This is a genomic window from Glycomyces xiaoerkulensis (assembly GCF_002798405.1).
GTDB lineage: Bacteria > Actinomycetota > Actinomycetes > Mycobacteriales > Micromonosporaceae > Glycomyces > Glycomyces xiaoerkulensis.
The window spans coordinates 1-16,445 of the sequence record NZ_PGGV01000037.1; the positions used below are offsets into that span (position 1 = coordinate 1).

Sequence of the window (16,445 nt, forward strand, 5' to 3'; positions counted from 1 at the left end):
CCGTGGACCGCTGATAAGACCCGGGAGGCCGGGCACAGCGGGTCGAAGCGGGAACCCACCGAGACCCGCAGCCTCGCGGGTGGTAGGAACCCCCGGCCTTCAGGCCGGGGAGGAAGTCAACTCGACCGCTTCAGCGACGACGCACCGATCTCGGAGCACCTGCTCGATGAGGTGCTCCGGCCCACCGGTTTCCTCCGGAACGAGGGGGAGCTCCTACTGAGGCAGTCGCTGCCGAACCCGGCGCACTACATCGCGATTCTCAAGGCGATAGCCCACGGCCACAACCGGAACTCGACGATCTCGGACCGAACCGGGCTCAAGCCCTCCGGCATCACGAAGGCGCTGCGGGTGCTCGAACGCCTGGGGCTGGTGACGGAGATGAAGCCCATCACCGCTCCGGTCGGTTCGAAGAAGACCGCCTACCGCATCGCCGACCAGTTCATGCGCTTCCATTTCCGGTTCGTCGACCCGAGCAGCGGCCGCCTCGGCACCGACGAGCTCGCGCGGAACTATCTGGCGAAGTCGGTGCTGCCGCAGTTCGACCACTTCGTCTCGGAGTCCTGGGAGGAGATCTGCCAGGAATTCGCCCATCGCCGCGAAACCGACCTGTACAAGGTCGGCCGCTGGTGGGGGAAGGTGCCGACCGGCCAGGGCCGCCGCGTCGAGATGCGCGAGATCGACGTCGTCGGCGTCGACCACGAAGGCCGCGCCGCCGTCGTGGGCATGTGCAAGTGGACCGGCAGTCCGGTCGACTTCGACGAGCTCAACCTGCTCGACCGCCTGACGCCGCACATTGAACGCCGCGTGGAGTCGCCCCGCCGGTATCTGTTCTCCCGCAGCGGCTTCACCGAACGCTTGCGGGAACACGCCGAACGCGACGAGCATCTGGCCCTGGTCGCCCCCGCCGACATCTACGGCGCGGGGCCGGAGGCCGACTCGGCGCACCGGCCCCGCTAGGGAGCGGCTCACCTCACAGGCGACTCCAGAGCGCAGGAGTGGCGTCCGGCGTCCAGTCGGACTGCGAGGTGTGGGCGATGCGGCAGACGTACCCGACGCCGCCGTAGACGACCCGGTCGCCGACGCTGTAGGCCGTGCCGGGCTCCCAGGTGGTCTCTCCCCCGCCGCCGTCGTCGCCGATCGTCAGCGTCAGCGTCGCGGTTCGGGTGTCGCCGCCTTGGGCGGTGACGGTGATGGCGTGGGTGCCGGCGGTGGCCGAGGCGGCGGTGTCGACGGTGAGCGTCGCCGATTCGCCGGTGGTCACTTGAGTCGGGCTGAGCGAGACGGTGACGCCGGAGGGCGCACCGGACGCGGACAGCGAGACCGACTGGGGGCTGCCGGAGGTCGTCTCGGTGTTCACCGTGACCGAGGTGCTCTCGCCGGCCTCGATGGTGCGGGAGGTCGGCGACAGGGACAGGTCGAACCCGGTCGGCGGCTGTCCGCCGGTGGTGGTGAGAGTGGCGCCGGTGCGCTGGAGGGCGCGGTTGAGCGGTTCGAACACCGTCCAGCCGCTGGGGCAGGTGCCCGAGCCGCCGGAGGTGATGCCCTGGGCGCTGTTGCCGGAGATGTAGGAGCCGCCCGAGTCGCCGGGTTCGGCGCACACGGTCGTGCGGGTCATGCCCGTCACGGACCCTTCCGGATAGTTCACCGAGACGCCCTTTGCTTCGATGACGCCGCAGTGCCAGCCGGTGGTGGAGCCGGACCGGCACACCGAGGCGCCGATCGCGGCCTCGTCGCCGTCGTCGACTTCGACGTCGGCGCCGCCGTAGCGGTTGACGACCGGGGCAGTCCGCCAGCCGGAGCCGGCCTGGACCCAGGCCCAGTCCTCGCCGGGGAACCGCGAGGCGCGGAACTGGCCGCCCACGCCGGTGCCGCCGGTGATGGAGCCGTCGCCGATGTCGCAGTGGCCGGCGGTGAGGAAGCCCTCGCCGTAGGTCGGGTGGGTGGCGGCGAAGCCGACCGAGCAGCGGGAGGCGCCGGCGATGTTGTAGGCGTCGCCGCCGCGGATGTCCTGCTGGAGCGGCGCCGGGGCCTCGGGCTCGACCGAAACGCGGTAGGAGTCGGGTTCGAGTCCGGCCGCGGCGGCGACGCGGTCGGCCGACGCCCGGTCTGCGGCGGCGATCGCCACCGCGTTGCGGGGCAGGTCAACGTACCAACTGTGGATCTCGTCGTTCGCGTTGAGCGAGTTGGCCGCCGCGGCGAAGTCGGCCGCGTAGGCGTCGAGTTCGGCGGCCGAGTGCTCGACCGCCACGGTGTCGACTTCGGAGGTGGCGAGGGTGGTCGGGCCGGCGGTGGCGACGACGACGCCGTCGTCGGTCACCCAGGTACCGGCGTAGGAGGCGCCGAGCGATTCGGCGGCCTCGGCTTCGATTTCGAGGGCCAGGTCCTCGGCGGCGAGCCGGTCGTGGACCTCTTCGGTGGTGAGCCCGAGATCGCGCTCCATGGCTTCGATGAGCGCGGCGTCGGACTGGGAGGTGTCGGGTTCTTCTGCGACCGAGGGAATCTGGGCGCTGAGGATGAGCGCTCCGACTCCGGTGAGCAACGCGGTCCCGACCGCGATGCCGCTGCGGTGTCTCATGTTCACGCCTTTCTCGCCGTGTGGGCGAAAGGAGTTTCGGTGACTTGGGGGTGTGGCCACCGTCTCAGGCTAGAAGGATATTTATTATTTGTAAAGTTTCTAGATAGAAATTCTTGAATCCCCGCTTCCGCCAATGCGAACCGCCTGACCAGCCACGACGATCATGACGAGAGACCGCTCTCCCGAATGTGGACGGCACCGGACACGCGCCTCCGCCGCCGCAGGCGCGGCACACCGCATCGTGCGCGTCTCCATCGGACCGGTGCCGCAGCCGTCACCGGAGTCGAGCGGCGCCGAGGAGTCCGGCTCGGCCCCGGCGTTCGCTCATCCCTCTCCGAACTCGCATCCGAACCCGGCGCACGGGACTTCGAGTTCGACCCGTCCGCTGCGGGCATCGCAGTAGCGGACCTCGTCGATGAGGTCGACCTGGCGGTACTCGACCGAGTAGCCCACGACCTCCTCGGTGCTGAACGCCCCGATATCGCGCGGGCCGCCTTCATAGGAGCGCTCGGCCCGGCCCTCGGCGTCGGTGACACCCGAACCGGCGGTGGTCACCTTCACGTGGCCGTCCTCCTCCTCGCGGTGCATGAAGAAGCCCAGCTCCGCGCCTTCGACCGGCTCGCCGCCGGCGGTGAGGACACCGGTCAGCGTGAACGGCTCCGTCTCCTCCCCCACCGCCACGTCCCGCGCCTCCAGCTCGGTGTCGACGCAGCCGGAGCCCTGCCCGTCGCCGGCGATCCCGCAGCCCGCCAGGGGCAGGGCCGCCAGCAGCGCCGCGGCGCAGAGCCGCCTGGCGCCCATCACGAGCAGATCCCGTCGTCGTCCGGGTCCTCGGGATCGTCCGGCTCCGCCCCGTCCTCGTCGGAGGCACCGAACGGGTTGAGCACGAACATGGTCAGCAGGTGGATCATCACCGACTGGAAGTCCTCCGAGACGTCGATCGGGAACGGCTCCAGATCGAGGTAGTTGAGCACCTGCTCGCCGTCGTCGCCGTCGATCTCGATGTGGTTGACACCGGTGTGGGTCTTGCCCGGATCGGTGTAGACCGGCACCGGCACCGGTCCGACGCCCGGCACGTCGAGCTCCAGCGTGCCGGCGTGGTTCCACTCGCCGTTCTTGGAGACGTGGAAGTTGATCCCGTCGACCGCGTCGCCGGAGTCGAGCGTGAAGTCCTGATGGAACACGTTGACCCCCACCGCTTCCACATCGAAGTCGAGATCGATGTCCGGCTCGACCGTAAGGCCGCCGATGTCGATGGCGATCCGGTCGTACGTGCCCGTCAGACCGGTCGCCAGATAGGTGACGTTCTGGCTCGGGAGCAGGTTGAGCGTTTCGAGGCCGCTGACGGTCAGCTCGAGATCGTCGACCTCGAACTCCGGGACGGCGTAGTGCCCGGTCACCCGGCCGCTGGCCAGCCCGATGTCGAGGCATTCGAACGAGAAGACCTCGCGGTCGATCTCCTGCCTGTCGTAGCTGCTGCTGATCCGCGCCCCCAGGGTGATGCTCTCGGTCCCGGGCTGCGACTCCATCGCCACGGCCGAGCTCTGGAGGATCGACACGCCCGTGGTGGCTCCGAGGTTCTCGAACTCGGCGACCGCATTGCCCGCCAAGGGGATCGCCTCATCGCCGATGGGGAAGGCCGCGACGAGGTCCGCCTCGACCTCGAACAGACCGTCGAGGGTGGACTCCGCGGCCCGGTAGACGACGGTCGGAACCCCCATCGCCTCCTCGCCGAAGCCCCGGACGGTGAAGCTCATCTCGTCGGCGGGCACCTGCTCCAACCGGGCCAGGGCCGAGCCATCGCCTTCGGGGAGCCCGGTCAGCCCCTCGGCCATCGCGCGCACGGTCAGATCGTCGAGGCCCTCGCTCAGCACGGTCGTCACCTCGCTCTCCTCTCCGAACACGCCGGTGACCTCGAGCGACCTGGGGACCGGATCGAGGTCGATGCTCCCGAGCCAATCACCGTAGTCGGCGGTTTCGGCCTGCATCTGCGCGGTCAAGGTACCGACCGTCTCCGAGGCCTCGTACGCCAGGCACATGTCCCGCTGCTCCCCCGAGCCGTTCCGGCAGCCGTCGCCGCCGAACTGGAACGGCCCCACCGTCAGATCCAGCGTGTCCGGCAGCTCCTCGAGCGTGAGCAGCCCGGCCGTCGACGGCAGGTCGCTAAGGACGCCGTCGAGTTCGACGAACAGCTCCAGCTTGTTCCCCGGCGATTCCAGGCCCCCGAGGTTCACCTGCTGGTTCGCGGTGTCGACGGTCAGCTCGTCCGGCAGGCCCGGCAGATTCACCGAAGCGGCCGCGCCGAAGCACTCGTCGAAGACCTCGCAGAAGGCGGGGAACGTGTCGGTCGAGCAGCCCTCACCGGGCTGGCAGCCCGCCGCCCTGGCGGCGATCCCGTTGTCGAAGATCGGCGTGCCCAGGCCTTCGAGGGCCTCGACCTTGCCGGCCCACGCCTGGAGCTCGGCGGCGAGGTTGGCTCCCCGGGTCTGGACGGCGATCACGCCGTCCTCGACGACCACGTCCAGCCCGTCCGGCGTCACCAGGGTGCCGATCAGCGCCAGGCGGGTGTCGTCGACGCCGTCGGCGGCGAACACCGCGTCGGCGTCCAGCGCGATCTTCTGGGAGGCCATGTCGAGGTCGAAGGACTGGTCGTCGCCCTCGGTGGTGTAGGCGGCCCGGGTCAGGTCCGACACCGAGGCGCTGGCATCCAGATCGCCGGTGGATTCGCGGTAGTTCGCGGCGAAGTGCGAGCCGGTGGGCGCGACGGCGTCGGGGTGGTTGGCGACCGCCGCGGCGGCCTCGGCCAAGGGTCCGCCGGTGGTCTCGAACCGGAAGCCTCCGCCGCCCCATCCGACTTCGAATCCGGCCGGTACGCCGGTGATGCCGAGCCAGGCGCCCCACCGGTCGCCCTCGAACGGGATGTTGGCGGCGAGCAGTTCGATGCCGCCCAGCGGCGCCGACATCTGTCCGGTGACCTGCGAGGCCGGGGTGTCGACCACGACGTTCACCTGCGCGGGTATGTCGTCCAGCGCGCCGTCGAGGTAGCCCTCGTCGGCGCCGGTGACGGTGAGCGCGAGCCGATCGACCGGGTCGGCGTTGTCCATCGCGACCTCGGTGCGGGCCGCGAGGTCGGCCGACAGGTCGAACGTCTGCGGCAGTCCGGTCAGGCTCGCCAGCGCCCGCAGGTGGGGGAAGTCCGGGTGGACGGTGTCGGCGTTGGCCTCCAGCGTCAGGTCGCCCAGGGGCTCAGAGGAGCTGTAGGCGAGGTCGATCTCGCCGTCGCCGAACGTGATCGGTCCGACGGCGAAGTCCAGCGACGGCGGCAGGTCGGACAGGGTGGCCTCGGCGCTCAGGTCGGGCAGGTCGTCGAGGAGGCCGATCAGCCTGACGTACGCCTGCAGGTCGGCGGCCGGGGGCTCGTAGCCGGTGAGTTCGACGGTGCGGGAGTCGAGGTCGACGGCGGCCTCGGTCGGCAGGCCCGGCAGGTTGACCGTCGCCACCACGCCCAGGCACCCGGTGTCGGGGCAGAACGGCGTTTCGTCCTCGGCGCATCCGGTCCCGGTCTCGCAGGTGCGGGCGACGGCGCCGATGCCGTTGTCGTACAGGGGCGCCGCGAGTCCGTCGAGCGCGGCGAGCTTGCCGAGCCGCGCTTCCAGCTCCAGCCCCACGTTCCGGTCGGCGGTGTAGCTGAGGCGGTCGCCGGTGAATTCGACGTTCAGGGTCGAGGGGAGGTCGTCGACGCGGCCCAGCAGCGCCAGTCGCAGGTCGTCGACGGTGGCGTCGTCCGGGTCGGCCAGGAGGGCGTCGATGTCGACGAACACCGGGTCGCCGCCGGTGTCGGTGTCGAGCCGGAACGACTGCGACTCACCGTCGTCGGCGTATTCGACATGGGACAGGTCGCGGGTCGAGACGGCGGCGTCGATGTCGCCGGTCGTCTCCCGGTAGTGGGCGGCGAGCCGCAGGCCGACCGGGGCGGTCGCGTCGGGGTGGTTGGCGGCCGCCAGGTCGATCGTGTCGATCGCGCCGGTCAGGCCCCGGGCCCGGATGCCGCCGCCGTCCCAGTCGGCGTCGAACCGGGTGGGGACGCCGGTCAGGGCGGCCATGCCGGTCCACACCCGGTCCTCGAGCCCGAATCGGGCGACCACGTCGATGCCGCCCAGTTCGGAGGAGAGGGCGCCTTCCAGGCGGCGGGCGGGGAAGTCGATGGCCACGTCGATCGTCGCCGGCAGTTCTTCGATCCGCGCCGACAGGTACTCGTGGCCGGTCGGATCGAGCTGTTCGATGTGGTCGAAGGAGGCGAAGAAGTCCACCTGCGGGACCGCGCCGGAGGCGTCGTAGAGCAGGCGGGAGACGTCGCCCGTCTCGTAGTCGAGGGCGACCGATTCGGGCACTTCGTGGACGGCGGCCAGGACGGTCGGGCCGGTCTCGGTGTTGGTGTAGTCGAATCGGGCCAGGTCGATGACGTCGCTCGCCTCGTACCGCACCTGCTGCGCGGCGGTGTCGACCTCCAGTTCGGCCTCGGCGGGCAGGTTGGAGACCTCGGCGCGGGCCTTGTGGACTCCGTCGAGGTCGCCTTCGGCGTGGAACGGCTGTCCGCCGGGGTCGAAGACCGTCGTCAGGCGGGGGTGGTCGTCGAAGTGGGCGTCGACCAGTTGCATGCCCGACACCTGGGCGCTGACGCCGATGTCGGTCCCGGAGGTCACCACGGTGGCGTGGTCGCCTTCGGCGGGCGGGTATTCGGCCAGTCCGAGCGAGGCGTCCACCGCGGCCCGGCCGAGCGCTTCGGCGCCTTCGAACCTGACCCGTCCGGCGTCGGTGTCGGAGTAGAGCTGCATCGACGTCGGCAGGTCGGTCAGTGACCCGCGAAGCACGATCTCGCCGGCCAGGTCGAAGTAGGCGACCTCCAGCGAGGTCAGGCGGCTGTCGGCGAGGTAGTCGAGTGTGATCCGCCCGCTGTCGGCGGTGGTCAGACCGGCTTCGACGGTGGCGGGCAGGTCGGCGGCGCGGGCCTGCGTGGCCTGGATCAGGTCGGTGCCCCCGGCGTAGGTGAAGTCGGCGAACAGCAGGCCGCCGATCTGCGAGGACGCCTGATAGTCGAGTTCGGCGTGGTCGCCGGTGTCGGTCCAGGTCAGGAGGGCGGAGACGTCCGTCGGCACCTGGTCCACGCCGGCCTGCACGAAGCGGTCGACCGGGTCCGGGCCGGTGCGGTCGTTGGACAGGATGACGGCGTCCAGATGCGTCGGGACGTCGCTGCCGGCGTCGACGCGCGCCACCTGGTCGGACTCCTCGGTGGAGGGTCTGATCTCGGCCTCTACTTTGAAGACGGTCGGCACCGGGGAGAATCGGGCGCTGGCGACGGTCGGGTCGACCGCTTCGCCCTCGTCGGTGTCGGCCACGCCCGCGAGGCCGGCGGTGACGGCCATGGAGTCGCCCGATCCGGCGTTCACCAGGGTCGCTTCGATGTCGTATTCACCGGCGATGGTGCTGAAGGGGGCGAAGGTGAACACGCCGAGGGTGGCGGTGGAGAGGGAGTCGCCGCGGGTGTGGCCGTCGTATCCGACCGAGAGCCGGTTGGCGCCGGGGATGTCGTAGACGGCCCAGACGTGGGCCGGGAGGTCTTCGCCGTGGAGTTCGCTGGTGGGCAGCCGGACCTCGAGCATTGCGAGTCCGACGTGGATGATGTCGAGGAGCGCGGCGGTCTTGTCGGCCAGGGTGGCGGTGAGGGTCTCGATCTGGTTCTCGAGGTTCGCGGCCTCGACGACCGCCCAGGGGTTCGCTAGGAGCCAGAGCGGGTCCTCCATGAGTTCGAGCAGGTTCTCGAGGGTCGACTCGGTCTCCTCGAGCAGTTCCTGGAGGTCGAGGACCTCTTGGGCGGCGGGTACGACGTCGTCGAGGGCCGCGGCGGGGAGCAGGTCGGCCAGGACGTCGGGGGTGCCGTCCCCGGTGGCGTCCACGATGGCGGGCACTCCGAGCGGCAGCGTCACCGAGCAGGAGACCTCCTTGGTCTCCGATTCGGAGCAGACCCGGTAGGTGATGCGGGGGATCCCGTCGGGGAGTTCCTCCAGCAGGGCGAGCGGGTCGACGCCCAGGTCGGGCGGGAGGTCGCCCGCCAGGAGCGCGTCGAGCAGCCCTTCGGGTGTGGCCGGGACGGTGTCGTCGACGACCTGGGCCGAGGACACCTGGGGTTGCAGGTCTCCGGCGTCGAGATCGGGGGTGCCGTCGTCGTTGAGCCGACCGGCGGCGTCGAGGGTGTCGACGGCGTCGGCGGCGGTGGCGTCGACCAGGTCCTGCGCGGGCGCGGTGGGCAGGTCGAGCGCGGCCGGTTCGACCGGCGGCTCGGGGTCGACGTCCTCCATCGCCACCGAGGGCGATCCGGTGGCGGGCGCGAGGGGGTCGAGCGGGGGGATCTGCTCGGTGGCGCGGTTCGGCTCGCGGTCGACGGCGATCTGCTCGTCCGGGAGGTCGAGTTCGGGGAGGTCCTCCAATTGCTGCGGAAGGACCGGGGAGTCCTGGGTGGTGACGTCCTCGGCGGCCGGTTCCTCGGCGGGATCGGTCTCCTGGGCCTGGGAATGGCCGGGATGGGCGAGGGAGGCCAGTACCAGTACGGCCGGGGTGGACAGGGTGAGCAGCCGTCGACGAGTCGCGTTCATGATCACAGTCCGATCGGGGGTCTGGGGGGATGATCTTGTGGGACATGAATGTTTGACCGGAAACCAAATTATCAGCCAAAGGACGCAAATGGGGTCCAACGATTCCGGATACCTTCAGACCGGCACGAGATTGCAAAACCGATCGACTACCGGCGAATACCGGAACGTTTGCCGCGCAACGACATAGCCTCCGATGAATCGAAGCTTCCGGGCATCGTCGGCCTCAGAAACAAATTGCGGACCAGAAGTACACAAACGACTCCAATGCATCGGTGATGGCACCTCGCAAGCGGAATCACCCCGCGGGGCGGTGGTCTAGGGTCGGGGAATGCGTGTGTTCGTGCTGTCCACCGGCCGCTGCGGTTCGGTCACCTTCGCCGCCGCCTGCGGCCATCTGACGAACTGGACCGCCGCCCATGAGTCGCTGTCGCGGAAGTCGGGTCCGGCCCGGTTCGACTACCCCGACCGGCACATCGAGGTGGACAACCGGCTGAGCTGGTTCTTCGGACCGCTAGCTGAGCGGTTCGATGACGACCGGACGCTGTACGTGCACCTGCGGCGCGACCCGGAGGCGGTCGCGCAGAGCTACCTGCGGCGGTGGGACAACCCGAACCGCGCCTCGATGATCAGGGCCTTCGCGCACGGCATCGTCCAGCGCAAGCGCGACTGGCCCGAGGGCGAGCGGCTGGAGGTGTGCCGCGCCTACGTGGACACCGTCACCGCGAACATCGACGCCTTCTGCGCGGACCGACCTTCGATGACGATCTGGCTGGAGCGGGCCGAGGAGCAGTTCCCGGCGTTCCTGGAGCGGATCGGCGCCGAGGGCGACCTCGACGCGGCCGTGGCCGAATGGGACACGGTCCACAACTCCTCGCCCGATCGCGACCAGGAGGCCCGGCCCGCATCGACGTGAGCGCCGCGGGCCGGGCGTCGCGTTCGGTTCCGCCCGTTGTTAGCGCAGGATCGGCAGGCGCTGGACGAAGCCGAGCCTCCCCCAGTGGCGGCCCAGGCCCCAGCGGTCGCCGGCGTCGGTGAAGATGAAGGCGATCATCATCGTCGCGTAGACGAAATGGGGATCGACGATCGGATTGGTCTCGAGCGGGAGCATCGAGATCCACATGGCGATCATGAGTGCCGCGCCGCCGATCGCCGCCGGGCGCAGGCACACGCCGAGCACGAGGGCAAGGCCGAGCCCGGCCTGGGCTCCCATGAACAGCCAGTCGGCCCATGCCTGCCCCGCCACGCCGCTGTACATGCCGCCGACGTCCTCGGAGAAGAAGCCGGCGGTCGGGCTGCCGCCGTCGATCCACCCGCGGTCCGCGGCGGTGTCGTAGCCGAGGCCGAAGGTCTTGTCGAGGAAGGCCCACAGGAAGATCCAGCCCAGGACGATCCGGACGACCGCGAGGGTGCGCGGCGGTCGGGTGTCGGCGTGCGGGGCCGGAACCTCGGTGGCGGGGGTGTCGGTCGAAGCGTTCGTAGTCATGCTCGGTTCCCTCGGGGTCAGGGACGACGGCGGGGATCGGGGCGGACGGCACACTCGGTCCGGGCCGTCCGCGAAGGGCTGACCATCGTCGACACTGTGGTAGAAGCGCTCCCAAGATAGCATGTGGACACTCCGAAGGCAATGGGTCGGGAGCCCCGGCGTCGGACGACCGACGATCGCCGCCCGCGCCTTCGCTCGCGGGAAAGCTGGGCTCGCCACGCGGTGGCGAGCCCAGCCGGTTCTCGGTCAGGCCGATTCACCGGCCGCGATTCGGGCGCGAAGCCACGGCGCGAGCTGGAGGACTCCCCAGGCCACCTCGACCACCAGGAATCCCCAGACAATCTGGGGTGCGCCTTGCACCAGCGCATAGGCCATCCATGCGGTGAACAGCATGCGGGTGACGCCGTCGAACAGGCCGTGGACGCGCTGCGTCCGAACGATCCGCAGCAGGGACCAGACGACGACCACCGAACCCATGAGCGTCGCATAGAGGGTCGTCATCGGGTTGAGCGGCGGCATGGCCCCCAGGCCGAGCCCCTCGCTCATCGACGACAACACCTCATGCACCAGGGCGAACGTCCACGGGGTGGCGAATCCCGTCGTGATCGCCAGGTCGTACCAGGCGCTCGCGCGGACGAGCCGGATATAGGCGGGACGGGTGACGGTGAGGCTGCTGTTCATGAAGGTACTCCTGTTCGCTGTGTTGCGCGGACGCCTCACCGTAAACAGTGGAGTACACTCCAACGTCAAGTCGCGAATCGGAGGTGCTGCGCATGCGCATCGGGGAGCTGGCCGAGCGGGCCGGCCTGACCAAGGACGCCGTTCGGTTCTACGAGAAGATCGGTCTGGTTGAGTCCCGCCGCCTGCCCAACGGCTACCGTGACTTCCCGCCCGAGACCCTCCCGTGGCTCGACTACGTCCGCACCGCCCAGCGCCTCGGCTTCACCCTCGCCGAGATCGCCGAACACGGCCGGCAGCTACACGACGCGCCGGACTCGGCGGCGGAGCTGTCGGCCCTGTTCGAGGAGAAGATCGAGGTCATCGACCGGCGCATGGCCCAACTGACCTCGCTCCGCGCCGAGCTCGAACAGCGAGTCGGGACCGGGTGCCCCATGCAGCCTGTGGGTGCGACCGCTCGTCGAGCGCAGCGGCCGAGTCTGGCCGGTCCGACCCCGGGGGCGACACCGCGGCGCTCGACGACCGGCCCGGCATAGCCCGAACGATTCGCCGGACGGCGGGCGCTACCGTGCCGAACACGACCGCGACTGGCCCGAGGGCGAGCGGCTGGAGGTGTGCCGCGCCTACGTCGACACCGTCACCGCGAACATCGACGCCTTCTGCGCGGACGACCTTCGATGACGATCTGGCTGGAGCGGGCCGAGGAGCAGTTCCCGGCGTTCCTGGAGCGGATCGGCGCCGAGGGCGACCTCGACGCGGCCGTGGCCGAATGGGACACGGTCCACAACTCCTGCACGGAATCGACCAGAGCGCCAACGCGGGATCGCCAAGCGCGGGACGAGGCTGAGCCTCACGCAGTGTCGTCCGAAAGGACCTGGTAGAAAGCCAAGGGAGCCATGGAGAACGACTGGAGGCTGCCGGGCATGGAATCAATCGTGGTATTCGCGGTCGTTCTCGCGATCGTACTGGTCGTCCTGTTCGCACGGTCGGTCACGATCGTTCCGAACCAGCGGAACTTCGTCATCGAACGGCTCGGTCGGTACCGCCGGACGCTCGAACCCGGCGTGGGGTTCATCGCGCCCTTCATCGACAGGGTCGGCACCAGAGTCGACCTTCGCGAGCAGGTCTCCACCCTCACAGAGGAAGTCGCCACCGCCGACGGTCGCACCGTCGCGGTCGAGCTCGTCGCGCACTTCTTCATCGACCGACCGTCGGACGCGGTCTACGGCATTGAGGACTTCGCGACCGGCCTAGAACGGCAGGCCGTCGCCGCGCTTCGCTACGTCGTGGGTTCAATGGACCTGAAGGAGGCCGTCGCCGGACGCGCGGCGATCGGAGACCGCATCGCGGCCGAGCTCGAAAGGCCCGTCGATCAGTGGGGGCTCAAGGTGACCCGCGTCGAGGTGCCTTCGGTCGAGTCGCGCTGAGCGCCGGGGAATCGACATGGTGGAACTGGACCGGGCCCGTGCGTCGCTTCGGATCGTGGGCGATGACCTGTCGCCCGCCGAGATCACGACTCGCCTGGGGTCCGACCCGACACGCAGCTTCGCGCGCGGAGACAAGATCCACTCCGAGCAGGGGCCGACCAGGATCAGAAGGTTCGGGCTCTGGTCCTTGGCAGCCGCCGACACCCCGCCCGCCGACCTCGATGCGCAGGTCGAGGAGTTGCTCGGCCGCCTCACCGATGACATGGCGGTGTGGTCCGATCTCGGCGCGAGGTTCGATCTGGACCTCTTCTGCGGATGGTTCATGCACCGCTGGAACGAAGGAGCGACGATCGAGGCCGACACCCTCGAAGCCCTCGGATCCCGCGGCATACGTCTGTTCGTCGACCTGTACAACGGCCCGGACGAAGATGAGGACGCCGCCCGCGCCTCCGTCCCGGACAGGAACGCCGATTGATCCGGGTTGTCTCACCGGTAGTGCCGCGATCACCCTGCGCCGGTAGTCCGGCCTCGATCCGAGGCGAACGCCATAGCCCGCCTTAACGAGCAGCGGTGAGACTAGCCGGTGGCCTTGAGGAGGGCGGCAAGGTCGCTCGGGGTCAGGTCGAAGACCGGGGAGGCGGTGTCGAGCTTCGAGTCACGGAGGTGGAAGCCGGCGTCGGAGCAAGCGGAGACCTCGACGCAGCTTGAGTTGTTGTCCGCCCCGCTGCGGGTGCTCTTACGCCATGTTCGACGGACCTCGACGCAGTCAGTGTTGTTGTCGGCGCCGCTGCGGGTACTCTTGCGCCACGCGGTCACGTCGGTCGTCATAGCTGGTAGTCCTCAATTCGGGTCGCGGTCTTCCACTTCTGCTCGCGGAAATCATCGTAACCCGTGACCCTGGAGGGGTCATCGATGCACCAGCTCCGATCATGCCCCTCTGTATAGACGAAATCCGGACAGGCCAGCCCGCTTCCACCGCTATTGTAGATGCTGAAGGCACTATTCCGTGCAGGCACAGGTTCCCGGAGGATGCGAACCTCCCATCCAGAGCGCGTGCCATATTCCTTGAGGTGGGCAAGCTGCTCCTGGCACAGCTCCTCGGAGACTTCCTTCAGAAGCAGCAACGCTGCCTCGCCGATGAGAAACTGGACGAGCGGGCCGTCCGTACGAGATTCAAGGATCTCGCGACGTTCGGTCTTGGAAGCCCATCCTCGATCCAGGGCCTCGTCGGCGGCATTCTCCGCCATGCGAACCACTCTGTAGTGATACGACTCCTGCTGAAGCGGTCCGGGGATGAGCAGGGCATCCCACTTGAAGATGAACGGTGAATATTCCTCCGCAAGGGTTATGAACAGCACGTTGTAGCGCATGTCAGCCTCGATCGGAAGACCCTGCTTCCGGGCCTCGGCCACGACCGTCATGTACTTCGTGAGCTCGTCGCTCATGCCGCACGCCTTGGCGAGCGGTTCGATCGATTGGAGCGGGATGTCGGTCTTGCCTTTCTCCCAGCCTCTGATGGTGTCGTCCGAGCGGTAGATCTCGTCGCCCACCTCGCGTTGCGACTTCCCCGAAGCATTGCGAGCCTTCCTCGCGACAGTTTTGAGGAACCACCAACCCATGTCCTGTTCTGCCATCCGTGCCCCCCGGCATAGGAACCGACTGATCCGTTCCATCACTATCGCACAGTCCTATTCGATAGCGAATCCCGGTAATGTCGAATCGGGTACGCCGCACCGGGAACGAACGGGGGCGAAATCTTCGTGGTCGGCCATTCGTCCGGTAACGCGGGTTGCACAAGTTTCCTCTTGTGAGCTGCGAAAACACCACCTAAGTTGGTCATCACCGCGAGCAATCCGGATGCTCGCGGGAGGTGGGTAAGACGCCCGGGGGCTCGCGGCCTCCCGCATTGCATGCGACCCCCGGGCGTTCAATAATCGGATATCCGACATTCCGAAATGGAGTATCCAATGCACTATCCGAGCGCGGCCGTGCACCAGCCGCCGCAACCCGAGGAACTCGAAGTCGGCATCACCGTGGTCGGCCCGATCCGACTCCGCTGCCTCTTCGACCCCGACTGGGGCTCCGTGCTCTGCCTCCGGATCGCGCCCGGAGAGGTGGCGCAGTATCTCGGCGTCGTCGCCGGCATCGAGACCGACAGCCCGAACCTGCACCTGATCGACAAGCAACGCTGGCGCTTCCCGACGCCCGAGTCGCGTGAACAGTTGCGCCAAAGCGTCATCGCCCTCTACCGGACCTGGCGATACCGGCGATGACCTCCAGACTCGGGCGCGGCGGCCTCGAAGTGACACGTCCCCAGGCCTCCCGCAAGGCCGCCGCGCCCGACCGGCTTCCCTCGGAAGGTCCCCGCACAGAGTCCCCTGGGCCGAGGGAAGGAACGGGGCCGGCCGATCCTCGCGATCGGTCGGCCCCTACGACCGTCCACTATTGCCCGCCGCGGTTCCGGTTCAACCGGGCCGCTTGCTTGAGCAGGTGCGTCCGCTCGGCCGTGCTGGGCGCGTCCCGGGCCGCCGCCGCGTACAGGCGCGCCGCCTCGGCGCGGTCCCCGGCCCGCTCGTGCAGGTAGGCGGCCACCGCGTCCCGGCGCGGCAGGCCGGGATCCAGCTCCTCGACCAGCCGCAGCCCGGCGAGCGGTCCGTCGACGTGTCCGACCGCGACCGCGCGGTTGAGCACCACCACGGGATTGTCCGGGACGAGCCGCACGAGCTCGTCGTACCACTCCAGTATCTGCGGCCAGTCGGTCTGATCGGCCGAGGCCGCATCGTCATGCAGCGCGGCGATCGCGGCCTGCGCCTGGTACTCGCCGAGTCGATCGCGCGCGAGCGCGTGCTGCAGCAGGTCGACGCCTTCGGCGATCATCGCCTCGTCCCACCGGGACCGGTCCTGATCCGCCAGCGCCACCAGGTCGCCCGCGGCGTCGAACCGGGCCGCGCGGCGGGCGTGGTGCAGCAGCATCAGCGCCAGCAGACCCGCGGCTTCCGGGTCGTGCGGCACCGAGGCGGCCAACTGCCGCGTCAAGCGGATCGCCTCGGCGGCCAGGTCGGCGTCGCCGACGTTCCGGCCGCGGCCGGTCGCACCGGCGAACCCGTGGTCGAACATCAGATACAGCACCCGCAGGACGGCGCGCACGTCGCCGGGCCGGGCGAACCGCTCCCCTGCCAGGGTCCGCTTGGCGCGGGAGATCCGCTGCGCCATCGTCGCCTCCGGCACCAGGAACGCGCGCGCGATCTGGGCGGTCGTCAGGCCCCCGACCGCGCGCAGGGTCAGTGCGATGGCCGATGCCGGTGTCAGTGCCGGATGGCAGCAGCGGCTCAGCAGCAGCAGCGTGTCGTCGGCCTGCTCGGCAGGGCCCGGCGGCGGCTCGCGGGTCACGGCGACCTCGCGGAGGGCGCGGGCCGACGACGAGCGCCGGGCGTCCAGGAACTTGCGCCAGGCCACGGTGACCAGCCAAGCCTGGGGCTCGTCGGGTGCCTCGGCGGGCGGGCGGCGGACGGCCTCGGCGAGCGCGTCCTGGACGGCGTCCTCGGCCGAGGCGAAGTCGGCTCCGCGCCGGACGAGGACGCCCAGGGCTCGCGGGGTGAGATCCCGCAGCAGATGCTCGTCGATCATTTCGG

15 protein-coding genes are annotated in these 16,445 nt (G+C 69.4%); 7 read left to right on the plus strand and 8 right to left on the minus strand.

What is annotated here, in order from left to right:
* Positions 1-957 (plus strand): ATP-binding protein (locus tag CUT39_RS16510; RefSeq protein ID WP_198587214.1); only part of this gene is annotated, 957 nt, incomplete at its 5' end.
* A gap of 13 nt (positions 958-970) precedes the next feature.
* Here CUT39_RS16510 and CUT39_RS16515 read toward each other — a convergent pair.
* From CUT39_RS16515 to CUT39_RS16525, 3 genes are all read right to left on the minus strand, one after another.
* The gene (locus CUT39_RS16515) at positions 971-2,575 is read right to left on the minus strand and encodes a carbohydrate-binding protein (protein WP_157930759.1); all 1,605 of its coding nucleotides are present in this window, start codon (positions 2,573-2,575) and stop codon (positions 971-973) included.
* 324 nt (positions 2,576-2,899) lie between these two features.
* Entirely contained in the window at positions 2,900-3,376 is a 477-nt protein-coding gene (locus tag CUT39_RS16520) for a hypothetical protein (protein ID WP_100448563.1), read from the minus strand.
* The gene (locus CUT39_RS16525; protein ID WP_157930760.1) at positions 3,376-9,225 is read right to left on the minus strand and encodes a hypothetical protein; all 5,850 of its coding nucleotides are present in this window, start codon (positions 9,223-9,225) and stop codon (positions 3,376-3,378) included. The genes CUT39_RS16520 and CUT39_RS16525 overlap by 1 nt, the downstream gene beginning before the upstream one ends.
* A gap of 328 nt (positions 9,226-9,553) precedes the next feature.
* Between CUT39_RS16525 and CUT39_RS16530 the strand changes: the two genes are divergently transcribed.
* Positions 9,554-10,138 carry a hypothetical protein gene (locus CUT39_RS16530; RefSeq protein ID WP_100448567.1) on the plus strand — a complete coding sequence of 195 codons (585 nt, stop codon included), beginning with the start codon at positions 9,554-9,556 and terminating at the stop codon, positions 10,136-10,138.
* A 39-nt stretch (positions 10,139-10,177) separates the two neighbouring features.
* On the opposite strand, the gene CUT39_RS16535 is transcribed toward CUT39_RS16530, so the two are convergent.
* Both CUT39_RS16535 and CUT39_RS16540 read right to left on the minus strand, forming a co-directional pair.
* Positions 10,178-10,708, minus strand: coding sequence for a DoxX family protein (locus tag CUT39_RS16535; protein ID WP_100448569.1), 531 nt, complete (start codon positions 10,706-10,708; stop codon positions 10,178-10,180).
* A 246-nt stretch (positions 10,709-10,954) separates the two neighbouring features.
* Positions 10,955-11,389 carry a hypothetical protein gene (locus CUT39_RS16540; RefSeq protein WP_100448571.1) on the minus strand — a complete coding sequence of 145 codons (435 nt, stop codon included), beginning with the start codon at positions 11,387-11,389 and terminating at the stop codon, positions 10,955-10,957.
* 92 nt (positions 11,390-11,481) lie between these two features.
* Here CUT39_RS16540 and CUT39_RS16545 point away from each other — a divergent pair, with 92 nt between their 5' ends.
* The 4 genes from CUT39_RS16545 (at position 11,482) to CUT39_RS16560 (ending at position 13,288) form a co-directional block, all read left to right on the plus strand.
* Complete coding sequence (locus CUT39_RS16545; RefSeq protein WP_100448572.1) at positions 11,482-11,922, plus strand: MerR family transcriptional regulator; 441 nt, start codon at positions 11,482-11,484, stop codon at positions 11,920-11,922.
* A gap of 141 nt (positions 11,923-12,063) precedes the next feature.
* Positions 12,064-12,267 (plus strand): hypothetical protein, encoded by a 204-nt coding sequence (locus tag CUT39_RS16550; protein WP_100448573.1) that lies wholly within the window; start codon positions 12,064-12,066, stop codon positions 12,265-12,267.
* A gap of 42 nt (positions 12,268-12,309) precedes the next feature.
* A complete protein-coding gene (locus CUT39_RS16555) occupies positions 12,310-12,813 on the plus strand; it encodes an SPFH domain-containing protein (RefSeq protein WP_157930761.1) in 504 nt (167 codons plus the stop codon).
* 16 nt (positions 12,814-12,829) lie between these two features.
* The gene (locus tag CUT39_RS16560) at positions 12,830-13,288 is read left to right on the plus strand and encodes a DUF4279 domain-containing protein (protein ID WP_100448575.1); all 459 of its coding nucleotides are present in this window, start codon (positions 12,830-12,832) and stop codon (positions 13,286-13,288) included.
* A 101-nt stretch (positions 13,289-13,389) separates the two neighbouring features.
* Here CUT39_RS16560 and CUT39_RS16565 read toward each other — a convergent pair whose 3' ends face one another.
* Positions 13,390-13,641, minus strand: a complete 252-nt coding sequence (locus tag CUT39_RS16565; RefSeq protein WP_100448576.1) for a DUF397 domain-containing protein — start codon at positions 13,639-13,641, stop codon at positions 13,390-13,392.
* The gene (locus tag CUT39_RS16570) at positions 13,638-14,447 is read right to left on the minus strand and encodes a Scr1 family TA system antitoxin-like transcriptional regulator (protein WP_157930762.1); all 810 of its coding nucleotides are present in this window, start codon (positions 14,445-14,447) and stop codon (positions 13,638-13,640) included. Before CUT39_RS16570 ends, CUT39_RS16565 begins: the two co-directional genes overlap by 4 nt.
* Positions 14,448-14,780: 333 nt before the next feature.
* Between CUT39_RS16570 and CUT39_RS16575 the strand changes: the two genes are divergently transcribed.
* Entirely contained in the window at positions 14,781-15,086 is a 306-nt protein-coding gene (locus CUT39_RS16575; protein WP_100448578.1) for a hypothetical protein, read from the plus strand.
* Between the two features lie 169 nt (positions 15,087-15,255).
* On the opposite strand, the gene CUT39_RS16580 is transcribed toward CUT39_RS16575, so the two are convergent.
* Positions 15,256-16,437, minus strand: a complete 1,182-nt coding sequence (locus CUT39_RS16580) for an RNA polymerase sigma factor (protein ID WP_100448934.1) — start codon at positions 16,435-16,437, stop codon at positions 15,256-15,258.
* Positions 16,438-16,445 lie beyond the last annotated feature (8 nt).

What these genes read in the sequence shown, in the direction of transcription:
- CUT39_RS16515 (WP_157930759.1), bottom strand. Translation starts at nt 2,575, where the DNA reads ATGAGACACCGCAGCGGCATCGCGGTCGGGACCGCGTTGCTCACCGGA.
- CUT39_RS16545 (WP_100448572.1), top strand. Translation starts at nt 11,482, where the DNA reads ATGCGCATCGGGGAGCTGGCCGAGCGGGCCGGCCTGACCAAGGACGCC.
- CUT39_RS16540 (WP_100448571.1), bottom strand. Translation starts at nt 11,389, where the DNA reads ATGAACAGCAGCCTCACCGTCACCCGTCCCGCCTATATCCGGCTCGTC.
- CUT39_RS16525 (WP_157930760.1), bottom strand. Translation starts at nt 9,225, where the DNA reads ATGAACGCGACTCGTCGACGGCTGCTCACCCTGTCCACCCCGGCCGTA.
- CUT39_RS16520 (WP_100448563.1), bottom strand. Translation starts at nt 3,376, where the DNA reads ATGGGCGCCAGGCGGCTCTGCGCCGCGGCGCTGCTGGCGGCCCTGCCC.
- CUT39_RS16555 (WP_157930761.1), top strand. Translation starts at nt 12,310, where the DNA reads ATGGAATCAATCGTGGTATTCGCGGTCGTTCTCGCGATCGTACTGGTC.
- CUT39_RS16530 (WP_100448567.1), top strand. Translation starts at nt 9,554, where the DNA reads ATGCGTGTGTTCGTGCTGTCCACCGGCCGCTGCGGTTCGGTCACCTTC.
- CUT39_RS16560 (WP_100448575.1), top strand. Translation starts at nt 12,830, where the DNA reads ATGGTGGAACTGGACCGGGCCCGTGCGTCGCTTCGGATCGTGGGCGAT.
- CUT39_RS16550 (WP_100448573.1), top strand. Translation starts at nt 12,064, where the DNA reads ATGACGATCTGGCTGGAGCGGGCCGAGGAGCAGTTCCCGGCGTTCCTG.
- CUT39_RS16535 (WP_100448569.1), bottom strand. Translation starts at nt 10,708, where the DNA reads ATGACTACGAACGCTTCGACCGACACCCCCGCCACCGAGGTTCCGGCC.
- CUT39_RS16570 (WP_157930762.1), bottom strand. Translation starts at nt 14,447, where the DNA reads ATGGCAGAACAGGACATGGGTTGGTGGTTCCTCAAAACTGTCGCGAGG.
- CUT39_RS16565 (WP_100448576.1), bottom strand. Translation starts at nt 13,641, where the DNA reads ATGACGACCGACGTGACCGCGTGGCGCAAGAGTACCCGCAGCGGCGCC.
- CUT39_RS16575 (WP_100448578.1), top strand. Translation starts at nt 14,781, where the DNA reads ATGCACTATCCGAGCGCGGCCGTGCACCAGCCGCCGCAACCCGAGGAA.